Origin of the sequence: Pedosphaera parvula Ellin514 (genome assembly GCF_000172555.1) — a bacterium.
GTDB lineage: Bacteria > Verrucomicrobiota > Verrucomicrobiia > Limisphaerales > Pedosphaeraceae > Pedosphaera.
Genome location: NZ_ABOX02000010.1, coordinates 60,974 through 78,966, shown reverse-complemented (window position 1 = coordinate 78,966; position 17,993 = coordinate 60,974). Strand labels below are relative to the sequence as shown.

12 protein-coding genes are annotated in these 17,993 nt (G+C 53.2%); 4 read left to right on the top strand and 8 right to left on the bottom strand.

Going from position 1 to position 17,993, the window contains the following annotated elements:
* Positions 1-269 precede the first annotated feature (269 nt).
* The 3 genes from CFLAV_RS09970 to CFLAV_RS09955 all read right to left on the bottom strand — a co-directional run bounded on the left by CFLAV_RS09970 (position 270) and on the right by CFLAV_RS09955 (position 4,617).
* The gene (locus tag CFLAV_RS09970) at positions 270-2,114 is read right to left on the bottom strand and encodes a tetratricopeptide repeat protein (RefSeq protein ID WP_007414581.1); all 1,845 of its coding nucleotides are present in this window, start codon (positions 2,112-2,114) and stop codon (positions 270-272) included.
* On the bottom strand, positions 2,111-3,034 hold the full coding sequence (locus tag CFLAV_RS09965; protein WP_007414580.1) for a GNAT family N-acetyltransferase: 924 nt from the start codon (positions 3,032-3,034) through the stop codon (positions 2,111-2,113). The genes CFLAV_RS09970 and CFLAV_RS09965 overlap by 4 nt, the downstream gene beginning before the upstream one ends.
* An 803-nt stretch (positions 3,035-3,837) precedes the next feature.
* Entirely contained in the window at positions 3,838-4,617 is a 780-nt protein-coding gene (locus tag CFLAV_RS09955) for a class I SAM-dependent methyltransferase (RefSeq protein WP_202796874.1), read from the bottom strand.
* 289 nt (positions 4,618-4,906) lie between these two features.
* On the opposite strand from CFLAV_RS09955, the gene CFLAV_RS09950 reads away from it, so the two are divergent.
* Positions 4,907-6,034, top strand: coding sequence for a hypothetical protein (locus CFLAV_RS09950; RefSeq protein WP_007414577.1), 1,128 nt, complete (start codon positions 4,907-4,909; stop codon positions 6,032-6,034).
* Positions 6,035-6,737: 703 nt separating this feature from the next.
* Positions 6,738-7,436 (top strand): hypothetical protein, encoded by a 699-nt coding sequence (locus CFLAV_RS09940; protein ID WP_007414576.1) that lies wholly within the window; start codon positions 6,738-6,740, stop codon positions 7,434-7,436.
* Between the two features lie 204 nt (positions 7,437-7,640).
* On the opposite strand, the gene CFLAV_RS34845 is transcribed toward CFLAV_RS09940, so the two are convergent.
* Both CFLAV_RS34845 and CFLAV_RS09930 read right to left on the bottom strand, forming a co-directional pair.
* On the bottom strand, positions 7,641-7,838 hold the full coding sequence (locus CFLAV_RS34845; protein ID WP_150107351.1) for a hypothetical protein: 198 nt from the start codon (positions 7,836-7,838) through the stop codon (positions 7,641-7,643).
* Between the two features lie 645 nt (positions 7,839-8,483).
* A complete protein-coding gene (locus tag CFLAV_RS09930; RefSeq protein ID WP_150107350.1) occupies positions 8,484-9,020 on the bottom strand; it encodes a hypothetical protein in 537 nt (178 codons plus the stop codon).
* Positions 9,021-9,483: 463 nt separating this feature from the next.
* Between CFLAV_RS09930 and CFLAV_RS32120 the strand changes: the two genes are divergently transcribed.
* Positions 9,484-14,124 carry a PVC-type heme-binding CxxCH protein gene (locus CFLAV_RS32120; protein WP_007414573.1) on the top strand — a complete coding sequence of 1,547 codons (4,641 nt, stop codon included), beginning with the start codon at positions 9,484-9,486 and terminating at the stop codon, positions 14,122-14,124.
* On the opposite strand, the gene CFLAV_RS09920 is transcribed toward CFLAV_RS32120, so the two are convergent.
* From CFLAV_RS09920 to cutA, 3 genes are read right to left on the bottom strand one after another with little or no spacing between them, the layout of a single operon-like run.
* The gene (locus CFLAV_RS09920) at positions 14,125-15,780 is read right to left on the bottom strand and encodes an L-lactate permease (RefSeq protein WP_007414572.1); all 1,656 of its coding nucleotides are present in this window, start codon (positions 15,778-15,780) and stop codon (positions 14,125-14,127) included.
* 58 nt (positions 15,781-15,838) lie between these two features.
* Positions 15,839-16,234: a DUF1499 domain-containing protein gene (locus CFLAV_RS09915; RefSeq protein ID WP_007414571.1), complete on the bottom strand. Its 396-nt coding sequence runs from the start codon at positions 16,232-16,234 to the stop codon at positions 15,839-15,841.
* Positions 16,235-16,255: 21 nt separating this feature from the next.
* Entirely contained in the window at positions 16,256-16,588 is a 333-nt protein-coding gene (gene cutA, locus CFLAV_RS09910) for a divalent-cation tolerance protein CutA (RefSeq protein ID WP_007414570.1), read from the bottom strand.
* A gap of 254 nt (positions 16,589-16,842) precedes the next feature.
* Between cutA and CFLAV_RS09905 the strand changes: the two genes are divergently transcribed.
* Positions 16,843-17,988 carry an MGDG synthase family glycosyltransferase gene (locus CFLAV_RS09905; RefSeq protein WP_007414569.1) on the top strand — a complete coding sequence of 382 codons (1,146 nt, stop codon included), beginning with the start codon at positions 16,843-16,845 and terminating at the stop codon, positions 17,986-17,988.
* Positions 17,989-17,993: the final 5 nt, after the last annotated feature.

Genomic DNA, 17,993 nt, shown 5'->3' with positions numbered 1-17,993 from the left:
AGTAAAATATTAGCACGAATCAATGGGATGTGCTTGATTGAGCTGCTGGGTTCCGCTTCGGATCGCGTGCGATGAGCTGTTTAAATTCCTGGGCCGAAGCGGGGATTCTTTTGGGGTTTGGTCCCTATAATCATGCCGACCCATACGGGTCTTAAGAAGTCATCGGCTCGTCCCTAGTGAGACGGGTAATTTGGGCAGGATGACGGTTTGTCGGCAATTATTCGAAAACATCCCGAACGACCTTCCTGCAAAAACTTTCCCAACCTCACTTAGCCCAGCCGTCTACCGTAGGTTGCGGCAGCGCGGTTGTTGGGCTGAAGTTGCAGGAGGACTTGCATGGCATCGCGGGCTTGGGCCCATTTGCCTTTGGCGACGAGTGCCCGCGCCAACACGAAATGGGCTTCAGAGAGGTAATAGTTCAATTGAATGGCTTTCAGCGCGGACTCTGTTGCTTCGGCTGCGAGTTGTTTCCGCAATTGCGCTTCGGCCAACCCCGCCCAGGCGAGGGCATCGTTATCGTCCAACTTGAGTGCCTGTCTGGCCAGGTCTTCCAGTGCATTCCATTCGCGAAGTCGTAACAGCAGCAAACCGAGTCGACGCAACGCGTCCGGATGCGTGGGATGGAGTTGCCGCGCTTCGTTTACCAAGGCACGCGCCTCCTGGATTTGTCCTTTGGCCAGGCAAAGTTCAGCCCGAGGCAGGAGCGACCAAATCCCGGCGGGTAAACCTTCCAACACCACTTCAAGTGTCTCGGTTGCTTCAGAAAGTTTCCGGAGCGTTAGTTGGCATTGGAACAGCGCATGTCCCAGTTCTGGCCGCTCCGGAAAGCTGCGAAACAATCCTTCGAAAATTGGTAGTGCATCTTCGTATCGCGAGGCTTCCAAATAAGATTGCGCGAGATTCCAATCCGATTCCCCCCGGAGCGTGGCAGCCGCTGCAGAATTACCTGGCGCACCAGGGACTTCGGCGGCATGCGGCGAACTCACTGACTGTGTTGGCTCCCAGCTTGCGATTCGTGCAATTTCGGGCGGCTTCACAAAGCTCTCCACTAACACACGCCCCTCCATGTCATCGCCGATGGGCAGCCCGAACCACGTGAGCACCGTGGGAGCCACATCGAGAACTGACGCGCCGAATATCTGTGCATTGCCGGTTAATCCCCGACCGCAAGCGGCAAAGATGCCGCGGGGCGACTTCCATTCGTCATCAGTGGCGCGCATATTGGCCGGAGGCGCCGGACACCTGGCGACACCGTGAGCGGAGACCACCATGGTGGCTGTGTCGCTTCCGGCTGCGCGGACGAGATTGCCCAGCATCTGATCCAGCAGGCGGCAGGTGCCGCGAATCACGTTTTGATAGAGCGCGGATTCTGCCTCGGGAATGGATTCCGGGGATGACAAATGGTTGGCGAGAAACATTCGGCTTATCGCTCCCAGAGCAGGAAAGTGAACGGCGGCAATGTCCCAGTTGCCACCGGAGAGCAAGGTCATCATCGCCGCCTGGTGTGAAAAATCCGCGGCCAGGAAGACGCGCAATTGGCCGAGGCGACGGTCGCGTTTCTGGTCGATTTTCTTCCACTCGGGCACGCACAACGAAATGATATCTGCCTGGACATCTGCGGGACTCATTCGCCAACCATCCAACCGGACACCGATTTCCTCCGGCCAGTAAGTTCCCGGTGCGGCGGGTGGCCACGGTTTGATGCCCGGTCCTGCGGTCGGTTGGGCGTACCGGTCGGATACGATTATGGTGTTTTCAGCGCGGCCTCCGTGGGTCGCGGGCCAGCCTACGATCAGACTTCGCTTTCCTGCTTGAGCGAGCATTTCCCAGAGCGCCAGCGAGCGCCGTCGCGCGGCCGTCACTGGAACTGTCTCGTTTGCAACCGTGATGCTTTCTATCGGGTGACAGATGCGATGTTGCCAGGGGCGTTTTCCCGTGGCGATGGAGGTCCATTGCGCCACCGGCGTCAGCGGTTGGGTGGAGAGCAGTTGGCCAGATGCGCCCCCTTCGACGATGCGGCGGAGCACTGGCATTTCTCCAGCGTCGATCAGAGAGTGCAGAATTTTCCAATCCGCCGCTTCCCAGCCGATCAGCAATAGTCGCTTGCCCATCATGTAATGGCTCCGTTTTGCGTCGTCGTCAGGGTTTTCGTCATGAGGTGGGATCGCGCCACTTCCCGCCCGCCCATGCGCAGGGCGAGATTGGCGGTTTGGCGATGTTCGGTCTGGCCGCTGCGAAACCAAATCCAGCGAATGGGGCCGTCGGGGGCGATGCGTTGAGCGTCGTGATAGAGCAGGAACAAACTGGCCAATGAACGCAAGAGGGGATTACTTTCCTCAACGACTTGGACATCAATGTAGAGTCGCTCACCGATGCGGCGGGTCAGGAACACGCCGAAAGGCCGCTGGCCGTCGAACAGAATGCAGGACAGGTCGGGTTCGAAGCCAAAAGCAGAACCGGACTGCCAATAGCTGCGGATTTCGTCGGAGGGCATGAGCCGGTGGCTGGCAATTAAATCGAGGGCGATTTCCGGAGGATGATTTCGAATGGACTCCGTGCGCCACCCGGCAGGAAACTGCGAGCGGTGCTTTTGTTGGAGCTGCATCACACGCGTCCATGCGACCCGATAGGAAACCTCGAAGGAGCGTTCGGAATGCAAATGCTCGAAGCCATGGCTGCGCAGGATTTCGAACCAATCGTTATCCTCGGTGAGCAGAGTCACACATCCGATTGATTTCATTCCCGCCTGGCGCGCGGATTCCTCCAGCCTTTCAATCAACAAGCCAGCGACCGTGGCTCGAGCTACTCCCGGTTGGCAGGCGAGCTGAAAGCGCCCAATCGTTCCCTCCGGCCACCAGGCGGCGGCGGCGATGAAGCGCTCTATCGGATGGCTCCGAGCTACTGCCATCAACCGGGCTTGCGGGTTGAGCGGCACTTCGCGGAGCAGATACAGCACGCGCTCGACCTCCGCGGGAGCGGGTTCGCGTATCGCCAGGTCGGGTATCCCAGCCTTGTTTATCAGGGACGTTGTCACGTGATGCTGCCGATTCTTTTTGGTTTGCCTGTGGGTCTGGACTCCAGAATGCAAGCAAGTGTGGTGGTTGTCAGCGCTTTTATTTTATGAAGGATGGTCGGCTTGAGCGGGGATGGCAGGATGATCATTCAACCGTCGAGCAATGGGGTCGGTCGCTTCAGTTTGCCAAACAATCATTATCACCTCTGCCGTGGAGCGGAGAAGAGTTTGATTTTCTCTTGGTTTTGAACTGTTAGACGACCGGATGCATCAACCGTGATGTTCCCGCACTTGCAGGTAACATCCTTTTTCGGCATCGTCGGAATTGCATTCCCGCAGGTGAGGCATTGGTAATAGAGGTTCTTCTCGCCCACATAAGTTTTAGCCGCGTCAAACTCTCGATACTTTCGGTTTTCTCTTTCCCATTTCTCCTTTCTCCACTTCCTTTGGTCTAACCATGAAGCGAGCTTTCCCAAGGTCAACCGATTTGCTCCAATAGAAGCGATTCCTAGCAGGGCGGCAATTGTCCACACCCAAACAGTGCTCAATCCGGTTTTGTTGGCCAAGAGTGATCCAGCCACGGCGGCGACACCGATTGCGATAAAAAATGGAAATAATTCAAAAATAGTCATTTGCCCGTGCCAATTATCTTTGGATTGGCCTGTTGCTTGGACTCCAGAGTGTGCTCAAGCGTGTTGACTGTCAGTGCTTTTATTTATGAATGATGGTCGGCTTGGGCTCGGATGGCAGGATGATATTTTATCTGGCGCGGGAACCAGGTTCAACATCGATGAATTGTTTAGATTCAGGTGACCCATTTTTTTTTACGCTTTCTTGATGGCAGTTAATGAATAGGTCAAGGGAAGTTTGTGCTCGAGGCCTTTGATATAATACCTGCCATTCTTCTCGATGGCATCCGGAAACGTGGCATATGGTGAAAAGTCGTATTCTTTGAAGTCCTTGATGATTAGGCCGTGGCTTTCAAGGGCGCCAAATAATTCGCCGAGGCTGTGATTCCAGCAGTGGGACGTGCCCAGGTTTTTGGACTCAGGATCGGCGTATGATTTCTCGTTCTCTCCAACAATGGGATCCGATTTGAAGTAGGAATACTCAATTTTCGAATGATCGTCGCTTAACATCCATAACACCGGATGAAATTCTGCGAAGCAAAATTTGCCTTTCTTTTTCATGAAACGAGAGACAATCCGAGCCCAGTTTCCGAGGTCAGAATGCCACCCGATGACCCCGAACGACGCGTACACGATGTCAAATTTCTTGTCGAGAGACTCATCAAGGTGATTGACGTCGCAGTGGATGAACCTGGCGTCCAGTCGAGACGCCTCTTTCAGCTCTCGCGCCTTCTCTATGGCCACCTCCGAGAAGTCAACTCCAGTTACCACAGCGCCCATTCTAGCCAAAGAGAGCGTGTCCTTCCCAAAATGGCATTGTAGATGCAAGACAGACTTTCCCCGCACATCGCCGAGCACCTGCAAGTCGATGGGGTTGAGAGAAGATTTCCCTTTCAAGAAACCGGGCACATCGTAAAACTTCGAATGAAAATGAACCCTGGCAAGATTATTCCAAAGTTCTCGATTCGATCTCACTCGCTTTGCTTCGTGCGTTGACATTTTTGCCCTTCAAAAAGTTTTGATAAACTAGAACGCTTCCCAGGTAGCCAACATACGAGAGAACCAACCCTTCAATGGGCTACTTGAACACGGCCGATTGTATGTTGGTGGCGGTCCCTGTTCAAGCCGCTGGGCAATCCACCGCCATTGGTTTCCGCTGTCGGAACTGGTGGAATCGGTGCGAGGGCGTTGATGTGCGAAAAACCCGAATTCTTTCGTCCCTAAAATTCTTGTCTCTCTTCTTGTAAATGGGGAGGATTGCAGGATGAAGACGTTACCCATCCATTACTTCCTCAAACCCATAACGCCTACAAAAGAAACCCCTGTCCGTTTCTTGACGAAACTGATTTGTGCGGTTGTCCTGATCGCTGCTTCGGCTTCTCCATTGCAGGCGAGCTTGGACTTCTATGACTCGTTCAACTACACCAATGTTAATGCGCAACTGGCGACGGTGGCGGGAACCAATTGGGTGGCCTACGCGGGTGGTGGCGTCCATCCGACGAACTTCTTGGGCAGTTTGAGTTATCCGGGATTGCTCACCGGGTCGGGGGACAATAGTGTCCTTCTTAATGGAGCGGGCGAAAGCGGCACCGCCGCCCGCAACCTCTCTCAGAAGCCCTATAACATCGCCAATGCGCCAACGCTCTATTATTCCCTTACGCTTAAGGTCACTAGCATCATTGCGAACGATTGGGGCACGGCGGCAGGCAGTTGGACGAATGGTTCATTCATGTTGGGATTCAACCAGAAGCTGCAAACTGGCACCGCGATAGGACTCGGCGATGCGGCAGCACCTTTGCTCATCCGCACTGGTGACCCGAACAACACTACCGGCGCTGCGAGTTTCCAAGGCTATCAACTCGGTGTGGGCGTCACCGCAGCAAACACCAACCGCACGTTCGACCCCAATCATGTCTACACGACGAGTGACACTCTTTTCATTGTGGTCTCCTACACCTTCAATTCCGGAACGACGAATGATGATGTGGCGAAGCTTTACGTCAACCCGGTTCCAGGAAGCCTGGAAAGTGCAAACACCCCAGTGGTCACCGCGGCCTCCTTGGGCGGAGATGTCAGTAACAACCAGATACAATCATTTTTCCTTCGGAATAACAGCGTGGAACCCAGCAGCACTCAAATTGACGATCTCCGCGTCGGCACGACCTGGGCGGATGTGACGCCGCTGGACCTTGCCTTGCGCATTCAGGCGGCCTCGCCCAATACCGTGATTTCCTGGACGACCAACAGCACCGGTTACATTTTGGAAACCAACGCCACGTTGGACTCAACGAATTGGGGAACAATTGCGAGCCAAATTGGCATCGTGAACGACCGATACTCCGTCACGAATTCCGCTTCGAGCGGGAACCGGTTCTACCGTTTGCGTAAGTAGCCTGAATCGTTCCAGTTTGAGTTCGCTGGGCAAGTGAGGCGGCAGTGTTTGAAGATAATTGCGGCATCGCTTGAGCCAGTCGCAGTAAACCTGTTCGGCGTTCAATGCAGGATGCCTTGCCGAATGACATCTGACACTCGAAATATTGTTCGTATATGGGAATTATTGCGACACGTGTCGCATATTAATTGTTAGGCGGCTACTACACTGACATGAAACGAAGGACTATAATCGGAATTTCGGTAGCAAGCATTCTCTCTCTCATCGCGGGGATTGCGTGGCTTGTTCACGAACATAGGAAAGCACTGGATGCGCAATGCATCCATAATATGATATGCATTGATAGTGCGAAGCAACAGTGGGCACTGGAGAAGTTTCGTTCTGAGCGAGGGAGTAGCGGCCGGGCCGAGGATTACAGGACCGTTTACTCGAATGCAGTACCGACAGTGGATGATATTCTTCCATACCTCGGCCGCAATGCGCCTCCCATGCCAAAGTGTCCGCGGGGCGGAGTACTCATGATCGGACGGGTTGCAGATCTTCCAACATGTTCATTCCCGGGCCATGTATACACAGAGGAGACAGCGAAATGGGCGAAGAAGTTCGATATAAACTTTTCATATCCGGAACACTGGAGCCGCCTAACCATGCGCTGCTAAACCCTTCGCCGAGGCATAAGGTCTAGGCGACTCGAGCGTTTTCCATGAAAACTCTTTTTCAAACCTTTCTGGTGGTGGCGGTCGCGAGCGTTGCCAGTGTGACTGGTGACGCCGCAGACCGCTTGCCACCTCCTGTGTCTGCCACGTTCGTTTCCAAACATGAGGGCAAGCCGCCCATGAAGTTTATCCGCGCGGCCCTCGTGCTGACCAATCGCACCAAGACGCCACTCTGGTTCGTCCTGCCCTACAATTGCGACCAACCGCCGGGACTGAACAAGCCTGTCCGAATCCCGGAGGGCTTCGAGCCGACTTGGATTCCTGCGGATGGCTTCAATACGGGAGAATATTACAAGGCTGAGTCAGGCAGCAAAGGGAAGGTGATCCGAATCACAGTTCTGAACGTCACTGATGACAAGGGCTTTCGGCTCTTCAGGCTTCCACCCGGCGGCAGAGTGGAGTTTGAGAGCTACGAGTTCCAGATGTGGTCCGATTATGTTCGTTCCTTCAAAGTGTGGACCGCCGACGAAATCAAAGTGAATGGCAAGGAGACTTTGGAGAATTGGCTGCCTTACCAAACACTTTCGGATGCCCGGACATTCGTGCCGGCAAAGACTCAGGCGGACAACCTCAACTGGGACACCAAGACATCCGCTAATCGGACCGACTTTCGCAAAGAGCCCGTTTCACAGCTTGATCTGAAAATCACTGGCACCTGGGAAATTCCGCTTGAGAACTTCAAATGAAACGCAAGTCGCCTAACACCGCGCGAGCCTGTGTGAAAAGTATTTTACTTTTTGTAAATGGCGTGGGGTTGGCGAGGTGTTCACCGGATTTTGAGGTTTTTCTTTTTGAAGTTTTCCGGGAGGCCAAATTATTGATCTGGGAATGGGAGCGTTCCAGGTGGTTATGGGCGTCGCCAGTGGCAAAAGAGGGCTTTCGCCCTCCTTTTATTCCTTCACTGCCACGGCCTTGATCAAATCCTCGAGGCTGACGATGTTCAAAACGCGTTTCAGGTTGTAGGCCAGCACGGTTAAACTCATTTCCGCCCCCACTCCGGCCAGTCTTTTGCATAAAAAATATCCACGGTATGAACCGGAGTGGTAGGTAACAAACAATCCGGAGTGATGGGTTACACTTCCGAGCACGGTCGTTTACGCGGATGGGGTGGGAAGGATTAGTGAAGCTGGTGGCGGAATTGGCGGGGTGGGAGGATTATGGAAACTGATACTATGTGAATGTATGGGTTTATTGGTTGACAGCGGTTGGGGGTTTTGTAGTCTGGGAGGCATATGAAAGGGGAGATAAAGAAATGTCCAATGATAAATTCCCAAGCACCCAATGTGCGGGTCGTGTGGTTACGAATTCCGAGCGGGAGTTTTTGCGAGACAGGGATTGATACGTGTAAGTGGTTCGGACGGTAATAGACGCCAATAGTCGGTATTAGTCGGTTAAAAATTTTTTATGATGAAATGGTCTGCAGGTTATTCATTGGTATGGGGCCGGCAGGAGGCGGGGTGGAGGGGCGATTTGTGCCTGGGTGGAAATGGAGGAGGAGCGTCGGAGGGCGGAGTTGGGAGGGAAATGGCAGGCAGCGACAGCTATCGGCACTTAACGGCGATTCGACAATTTTTTTCCAGGAGTGTGGCTTGGGAGGATTCAAAGCGAGGGTGCCGGGGAATTGGTTGAACTGAGCTAAACTGACTTAAACTGGGTTAACCTGATAAAAAAATATTGGAGACAGAATGAACAAGGGATTTACCGGTTGGATGCAACGTGCGGAGGGGGATGCATCAAAAGTGTTTCGAGGGTTCGCCGACGATGCCCCATTCCTGGTCGATGAAATGGTCGTCGATTTCTTCGGGGTCGATGCTCCAGCGGGAGGCAAGGAGATGGACCTTTTCGGAATTGCTGGCGCTCGGTTCGGACGAACTGAAGGGCAGTGCTTCACCGGGATCGGTATAGGTGTAGCATTTCATGGCCAGATCGATTTCTGCCTGGGTGGTTGGACCCTGGTTCCAAAGTGTTTTGCCAGCCCAAGCATAGCCGCGCAGGACATGGCCGGATTCCATTTGGGCCCAGGCATGGTAGTTCAAGACCGTATTGGCGATGAAATATTGGACATGGCCGACTTTCCTGCTGAGATCGAGGAGGAAGCGGAAGCAGGCGTCGATGTCCTCTCCGGGATCAGGCAGGGCCGAGCCGATGACGAGCACCCAACCATTTACAGGCGGGGAGACGAAGAGTTTTTGGTCGCCATCGCCCGAAATGCCCTCGAGCCAGGAGCAAGGTTTGGGGTTATGCAAGGCGAGCGCGGATTGGATCGTCAAAAGGTTCTTATTTTTGATGGCCAGCCAACAGGTTGGGCGGTGGAGCAATGAATTCTTAACCGCTGAGTGACAATAGGGACGTGGGGACTTGGGTAAATCCAAATCGGCCGTATGACCGGGAACGCGGGAACGTCTCCAATGAATAATGGCGATCGTCATTAGTACGCCAACCGCCAAGACGAACCAAAGGAGCGATATCAGAAACGTCGCGATAACCTTGTGATCCATGGCACCCATACCTCAATCTACGTCAGGATTCGGCATGTTCAATTGGAAATCAGCAGGAAAAGTGTTTCTTCTGAATTTCCCCATATTCAGGGGCGTCGAGTATGCATGCCGCAAACAAAATGGGGATATGGCTCGAACCTGATTGCCCAGAATATCTTGTAGGGACTCGTTCATGTACTTGCTTCGCAAGGTCGGGAACAGTTTACTGTAAGCATTAAACCATAACAATCGACTAATGAAATCTGATTTGTCTCATATGAAGCGCGGTGGACGGGCTGTGGCTTTTTTGCTCGCCACCGTTATTAGCGCGACAGTTGGCAGCTTTGTTGGGGCACTACCCAAGCCAACGTTGGATTTAAAGGATGGTGACCGGGTGGTTTTGATTGGAGACACACTGATCGAGCGGGAACAATCCTACGGGTACGTTGAGGAGCGACTTACCGTGCGGTTTCCCGAAAGGAATGTGACCTTCCGCAACCTGGGGTGGAGCGCTGATACGCCGGAAGGGATTTCACGCGCCAGCTTTGATTTTGATAAACCGGGAAAAGGATTCGAAAAGCTGAAGGAGCAGATTGAGACATTGCAGCCGACGGTCGTGATCGTGGGTTATGGAATGGCCAGTTCTTTTGACGGAGAAGCGGGATTGCCGAAGTTCAAGGCTGACCTGAACAAACTGTTGGATACCATCCAGACCGTTTGCACCAACAAGTCGTTGCGCTTTATCATGCTGACGCCAGTTCGCCATGAGGCTTTGGGTGCGCCTTTACCTGATCCCACGGAGCATAACAAGAACCTGGCGTTGTATGCCAAGGCGGTTAATGAAATTGCGACGGAACGGAAGGCTTACTACGTTTCGCTATATAATAATTTGCTGGGTGACGGGACCTTGGTACGTCCTCCCCATGCCAACACGGAGAACGGCATCCACCTTTCTGATTATGGTTACCTGCGGATGGCTGAAGCGATGGAGAAAGGGTTTGTCTGGGAGCCGAATCTTTGGCGTGTGGAAATCACGGCCGAAGGAAAGATTACAGACGGCAGCTATGGGACGAAGGTTTCCAAACTGGAAAAGGGTGCCGACCAGGTGCGGTTTACGAGCATTGATTTGCAGTTGGTAGAACCGGTGTTGCGGGACAACCATGGGTTGGTTCACACGGCAGATGCGCCTTCACTGGTTCAGGTGCATGGGTTGAAGACTGGACACTATGAATTGAGAGTGGATGGAAACGTAGTTGCATCCGGGACCGAGAAGGATTGGGAAAAAGGAGTCGCGATTACTCAAGGGCCGCAATGGGATCAGGCCGAGGAATTGCGCAAAGCCATTCTAAAGAAGAACCGGCTTTATTTTGATCGCTGGCGTCCCCAGAACGAAACCTATCTCTTCGGATTCCGCAAATACGAACAGGGTCAAAATGCCAAGGAGATCCCGATGTTCGATCCTTTGGTGGCGGAACAGGAGCAAAAGATCGCTCAATTGCGCATGCCTGTGGCGCATAATTTTGAGTTAGTTCGTGTGAAGAAGTCCGAAGCAAACGTAGCCAAGAATCAAGTGAAACCGGACAATTCGTTTAGGGAGAATACAAAGCCGTTGCCATTGCCTGATTTTGATGTGGCACCCGGGTTTGAGGTTAGTCTCTATGCCGAAAGTCCTCTCATCGCCAAGCCGACCCAGATGAACTTTGATCCGCAAGGTCGGTTGTGGGTGGTGGGTTCGGAAGTTTATCCCCAGATTCAACCAGGGCAGGAAGCCAACGACAAAGTTCTTATTCTCGAGGATACGAAAGGAGTCGGTAAGGTGGACAAGTCGACGGTTTTTGCCGATGGCCTGCTGATTCCCACGGGCGTGGAGCCGGGGGATGGTGGAGTCTATGTCGGACAGGGGACGCAGTTGATTCACTTTAAGGACACGGATGGCGATGGCAAAGCAGACCAGAAGCGAATTGTGCTTTCAGGATTCGGCACGGAGGATACCCATCATATCGTGCATACGCTGCATTGGGGGCCGGATGGGATGCTTTATTTCGATCAATCAATATACATCCACAGCCATATGGAAACGCAGAATGGAGTGGAGCGTTTGAACAGCGGCGGCATCTGGCATTTGCGTCCGTCGACGGTGGAGTTGGGAGTTTATTTGAAAGGTTTCTGCAATCCGTGGGGACATCAATTTGACGATTTCGGGCAGTCGTTTGTGACTGATGGTGCGGGTAATCAAGGGATTACTTACGGAATTCCTGGAGCAACCTATTTCACTTACGCATCGATGCGCCGGGAGTTGAAGAGTGTCAGTCCGGGGAACTATCCGAAGTTTTGCGGATTGGAAATCATCTATAGCAAGCAATTCCCGGATGATTGGCAGGGGAATGCGATTACCTGTGATTTCCGGGCGCATCGAGTGGTTCGCTTTGCGGTGGATGAGAAGGATTCGGCTTATGCTTCCAAGGAATTGCCAGACCTGATTCGCAGCACCAACGTCACCTTCCGGCCGATTGATGTGAAACTTGGGCCGGATGGCGCGCTTTATATTGCGGATTGGTCCAATCCGATTATTCAGCATGGCGAAGTGGATTTCCGCGATCCGCGTCGTGACCATGAGCATGGGCGCATCTGGCGGGTTGCGGCCAAGGGACGTCCCTTGCTGAAACGGCCGGAGCTGGTAAAAGCTTCGAATAAGGAGTTGTTCGAACAGCTTGTTTCGCCAAACAAATACAATCAACAACAGGCCAAACGCGTATTGGTGGAGAGGGGGGTGAAGATTGTTCCTGACCTGGTTAAATGGACGAAGGAGCAAAAGGATGAAACGGCCCTGCTACAGGCGTTATGGATGTATCAAGCAGTCGATGTGGTGGAACCTGCGTTGTTGGACAGAATGCTGGAGGCAAAGGATGGACACATCCGGGCCGCGGCGACGCGTGTGGTGAGTTATTGGCATCCACGTCTCAAGAATCCAATGGAATTGCTCGAGAAACGGTCAATGGATGATTTTCCGAGAGTGCGCATCGAAGCAGCAAGAGCCTTGGCTGAAATGCCGAGTGCTCGCTCAGCTGAATTAGTGTTGAACATTTTGAACAAACCGATGGATCCATTCCTGGATTATGCGGTGTGGCTGAGCATCAATGATCTGGCAAAGCCATGGTTGGATGCCGTGCAGTCGGGTCAATGGAATCCGGCAGGGCGGGAGAAACAGTTGGAATTTGCTTTGAAGGCCATTGAACCGGCTCAGGCAAATATCGTGCTCGGGCAGGTGTTGAGCAAAACGGCCATCCAGCGCGATGGGAATGGACCGTGGATTGAGTTGATTGGCCAGGCGGGAAGTGAGAAGGAGTTGAAACGGCTTTTTGATCAACTCCTGGATGGCGGTTTGGATGCGGAGGCTTCGGTGCGAGCTTTGGCCGCGCTTTCCGATGCGATGAAACAGAGAAATGCGAAGCCTTCAGGAGATTTGGACGGTGTCAGCAAGTTGTTTGCTGATTCCGACGAGAAGATCCGCAAGGTGGCTTTGAGATTGGCCGGGACCTGGAAATGCAGCGGGTTGAGCGACCAAATTCTGGCGATTGCAACTGACAAAAAGTCGACTGAGGGCACGAAACGTGCGGCATTTGATGGTTTGCGGGAAATGGGTGGCAAAGAAATTGTTGCCAAATTGCTGCCGCTGGCCAGCAAAGAAAATGATGCCGTGGTTCGGCGTGGTTCTGTGATGGCCCTGGCCGGCTTGGACATGGAACAGGCCAAGCAGCCACTCATTTCATTATTGAGTGATGCGAAGACCGAAAAGGAAGCGGTGGAGTTGTGGCGTTCATTGTTGGGTATCAAAGGTGCATCGACAGCGGTGGCGAAGGCATTGCCGAAAGAAGGCTTGCCCGCAGTCATGGCGAAGGCTGGTTTGAAAGTTGCGCGTGAAGGCGGGCGCAACGAACCGGATTTGGTGGTGGCGCTGACGCGAGGCGCAGATTTGGAAGGCGAAGGACAGGGCTTGTCCGACGCTGAAATGCGGTTGCTCGCCAAAACCTCCATTCGAGAGGGGGATGCAAAGCTGGGTGAGCAAATTTTCAGACGCAAGGAAATTGGCTGTGTTAATTGTCATGCCATTGGTGGCGTGGGTGGAAAAGTGGGGCCGGATTTGACCAGCATTGGAGCCAGTGCACAGCCGGATTACCTGGTGGAATCCGTTTTTTATCCGAACCGCAAAATCAAGGAAGGATACCATTCCCTGCTGATTGAGACGAAAGATGGAGAGGAAATATCCGGCATCCTGGTTCGTGAAAATAACGAGCAACTTGTCTTGCGTGATACGACGGATAAGGAAGTTTCGATTCCCAAGAACAATATTAAGAATCGGAAGATGGGAAATTCCTTGATGCCGTCGGGATTGATTGACTCCTTGAGCAGCAGTGAGCGGCTTAACTTGTTCCGTTTCCTTTCCGACCTTGGCAAGCCGGGCACATACGACGCTTCAAAGGGGAATGTGGCGAGGTTGTGGAGATTGTATCCGGCGACCATAGATGTGGCGCAGTTTGGAGATGACAAGGTGTTGAAAAGCAAGTTAACCGATGGCGGCTGGACTCAGGCTTACACGCTGGTAGACGGGCATTTGATGAAGTCTGATTTGCAGGCCGCGCTGGACTCGGTAAAGGATCGTGATCCAAAGGCAGTTTATGCGGCGGCACAATTGCAAGTTCCCAGGAATGGCACCGTGCATCTCGCGCTGACAGGGGCGGATGGTTGTGGGATGTGGGTGGATGGCAACCCGATGGCGACCGGCAAATTACCCGAACTTACGGCTGGCAACCACGTGGTAATCGTGAAGCTCGACTCGAAGAAATTACCGGACGCGGTGAGGCTGGAAACTCCGGATGGAACTTTCCTGACCAATTAATCAGCGCACCACCAGTTTGCAAAACGGTAAAACATAGGCTTGCAGGAAGACGAGAATTCCGACGAGTGCAGCGAGTGCGATGCTGTGAAAGAAAACGAAGCGGAGGATGCTCCCTTCGCCGCCGTACCAGTTCGTGGCCGTGCTGGCGACAACGATGCTTTGGGCATCGACCATTTTGCCCATGACACCGCCGGAGCTGTTGGCCGCTGCCATGAGTGTGGGCGAGATTCCGGTTTGTTGAGCCGTAATCTTTTGGAGACTGCCGAAGAGAACATTTGAAGCGGTATCGGAGCCAGTGAGGGCAACGCCGAGCCAACCGAGGAGTGTGCCAAAGAATGGGTACAGTTTGCCGGTTTTGGCGAGTGCGAGACCTAATGTGACATCCGTGCCGGAATAGCGCGTGACATACCCAAGAGCGAGCATGGCTGCAATTGTGACCAGGGAGTAGCGCACGCGGACCAAAGTCTTCCAATAGGTACGAATGAGCTCTTTGAAAGAGAAACCCATGATGAAACCACTGATAATGGCAGCGACAAGAATTCCTGTTCCCGTGGCTGATAAATAATTGAGGGTAAAGATCGCAGGCTCTGCCATAGTTGGCTTATTGGGCGTGGGAGGTACAACTACTGGCGGCACGCGGACGATGGCGTTGTGCAAAGCTGGAACTTCCCATTTGGGAGTCGAGAGGGAATCGAGACCTGCCTTGACCTTCGGCACACCCCAGATGAAAACGAAAGCGGTTAGGAGAATCCATGGGGTCCAGGCGCGAGCAACCATGCCGCCATGGTGAGGAAGTGAAGTTGGTGCATCGGATGCGGTTTGAGTATCGTGCTTCCAAATTGCCTTTGGTTGCCAAAAACGTAAGAGGATGGCAACCGCGGCCATGGCGCAAAGCGAAGCGATTATGTCCACGAGCCAGGGGCCATGGAAGTTCGAAACGAGGAATTGAGGTATGGCGAACGCAAGCCCTGCTGTCAGAGCTGCCGGCCAGATTGCGATCATGCCGCGGAATCCGGCAAAAGCCCAGACCACCCAAAAAGGAATGAGCAAGGAAAAGAAGGGCAACTGCCGTCCAATCATTGCGGAGAGCGCAAGCTCGCTGATGCCGGTAACTTTGCTGAGGGCGATGACCGGTGTTCCCAAAGCGCCGAAAGCCACTGGTGCTGTGTTGGCAATCAGTGACAATCCTGAAGCCTGGAGCGGTTTGAATCCGAGTTGGATGAGAATGGCGGCGGTTACGGCGACCGGAGTGCCGAAGCCGGCCGCACCTTCGAAGAAAGCACCAAAACAAAAGGCAATGAGGATTACCTGGATGCGCGGGTCAGGAGCCAGGGTTGCCAGGCTGCTGCGGAGAATGGTGAAGTAGCCGTTCTCAACCGTGAGTTGATAGAGAAAAATCAGGTTTAAGATAATCCAACCGATCGGAAACAAGCCATAGGCTGCGCCATAAAATGTAGTTGCGGCTGCAAGTTTCACTGGCATGTGAAACACCAAGATTGCCACCGCGAGTGCGACAAGCAACCCGCCGATGGCGGCAAAATGAATGCGGATTTTGAAGAGGGCTATGGATCCAAGCAGAGCTGCCACCGGCAGAGCAGCTAAAATTGTGGAAAGGGCAGCATTGCCCAACGGATCATATTGTTGTGACCAGGTCATCGGTGATTGTGTCGCAACGTAAGGGAAAAGGGTTGCTTATCACAAGCTCCTAATGCAATCAGAGATTCAATTGATTAAAAGCACGGCGAATGGTCTCGAGACGACGGCGATTCACTCCCAGATCCGAGTAACCGACACGGGAAGCGGAGCGAACGTGGATGACATTTTCAGCCAATAAAAATTCGACGTCATCCACGAAACGCAGGATTACGCTACGGAATTCAAGGTGAAGATAGTTTGAGGAATCGGTGATAATCGTAACCCGTTTTTGGGTTAGCAGGGCTTGTTTGAGCCGGCTCCAAGCCTCTGAACGGGAACCGTTGAATTGGAAAGGTTCGATGAGATGTTGTTGATCAGCGTTTTGACTGCAGGCGCAGTTGGGTGAATCAGGGCAGGGACGAAGCTTGCCATCAATCAAACCTACAGGCTTAAGTTGGGATGATGAACTGCTCATGGAAGTAGCGAATCCTGGTCTTTACTTTGCAGTGACCGACCTGGTGATCCAATCCAGGTATCGTTCCGTTCCAAAGTTCACGGGGAGCACAAGAAATTCGGGCGTGTCGTACGGGTGCTCAGCTAAAATGAGTTTTTCCAGAGCTGGCAGCTTGGACTTAGTGCTTTTCATAATCACTAAAACCTCAGCACTTTTTTCAACTCTGCCCTGCCACCAGTAGTGCGACTCAATTTTTGGTATCAGATTGGCGCAGGCCACCAGGCGCTTTTCCAAGGCTAATTTTGATAATTGCCGGGCGACATTCAGATTTGGTGCTGTGACCAACACAATTGCGAATTTGGAAGCGGCCTTCATCGTTAGTGAGAGAGAGTCGATCGTTGTGATTTAGCAACTTGATAAGGATACTCGTGTACGAACTGCATCGCGAACCTTTTCTCTGATTGGCGATATGCCGGAGGGCGTGGGCGGCGCATTAAGCGAAGAGGAATTGCGCGATCTTCTGTCGTACTTGCAGGCTTCGAAATAGACGCTTTTCAGCTTCTCACGGTGCCGAAGCTCAGGCAAGTTTGGGGGGAGACTTCCCAGGCGGGAGGGTTCGGAACCAAACTATGCGCGTTTTGATTGCAACGATTACGGCGGGTGCTGGTCACCTGCAGGCGGCGGCGGCGTTGGATGAGGCCTGGCGAGCGATGCGCCCAAAGGATGTCGTGGAGAAGGTGGACTTGCAAAAATTCTTCTCGCCGCTGCACAAAACCGTTCATTCTGCCGGTTACGTGAAACTGGTGGAGCATGCGCCGGACCTGTGGGCGATGCTTTTCAAGAAGACGGATAACCCCAAGCTGGTTCGTCGCCTCACGAAGTTTCGGCGTGCAATTCCTCCTGCGAGCACCTTGCGAACCATTAAGTATATCAAGAAATTCAAGCCGGACGTTGTATTCTGTACGCATTACTTGCCGGTCGAAGTAATGTGGCGGGCGAAGGAGAAGTGGGAAGGCAAACCACCTTTGGTGGCGACGGTCGTTACCGATTTTGAGGCCCATGCGCTCTGGATGGGGCCAAGCTCTGACTTTTATTGTGTAGCGGCTGAGGAGACCAAGGCGCGACTAGTGGCGAGAGGCGCCGTGTCAGAAAATGTGATCGTCACCGGGATACCGATTGCGGGAAAATTCTCGTCCCAGATCAATGGAGCCGAAGTCAGAAAGCGTTATGGATTGCGGGATGATCTGCCGATTCTGCTAGTATTAGGCGGAGGATTTGGCATGGGGCCGGTGGCTGAGATTCTGGCTGAGCTGGATAAAGTGCCACAACAATTTCAGACCTTGGTCGTGGCGGGAAGGAATGAAGAGTTGCGTCGTGAACTGGCGGTGCAGGACAGAAAACATCCGACGCATGTGCTTGGCTTCGTCACCAACATGCATGAGTTGATGTCGGTTTCAGACCTTGTGATCTCGAAGCCCGGGGGGCTTACTTCTTCCGAGGCATTGGCGATGGGCAAGCCGATTTTTATTTTGAATCCGATTCCGGGCCAGGAGGCGGCGAATAGCGACTTCCTGCTTGAGCGTGGCGCGGCGGCCAAGGTGAATCGAGTGGAGGATCTTCCGTATCGCATGGGGCAATTGCTGGGCTCGAAGAAAATGGTGGAGATGGCGCAGTGCGCGAAGGCGCTGGGAAAGCCTTCCGCAGCGATGGATATTTGCCGTGTTACCCTGGAGCGGTTGGAAGCAGGGAGTGGCAAGCGAGTTTCAGCGGACTAGACAGG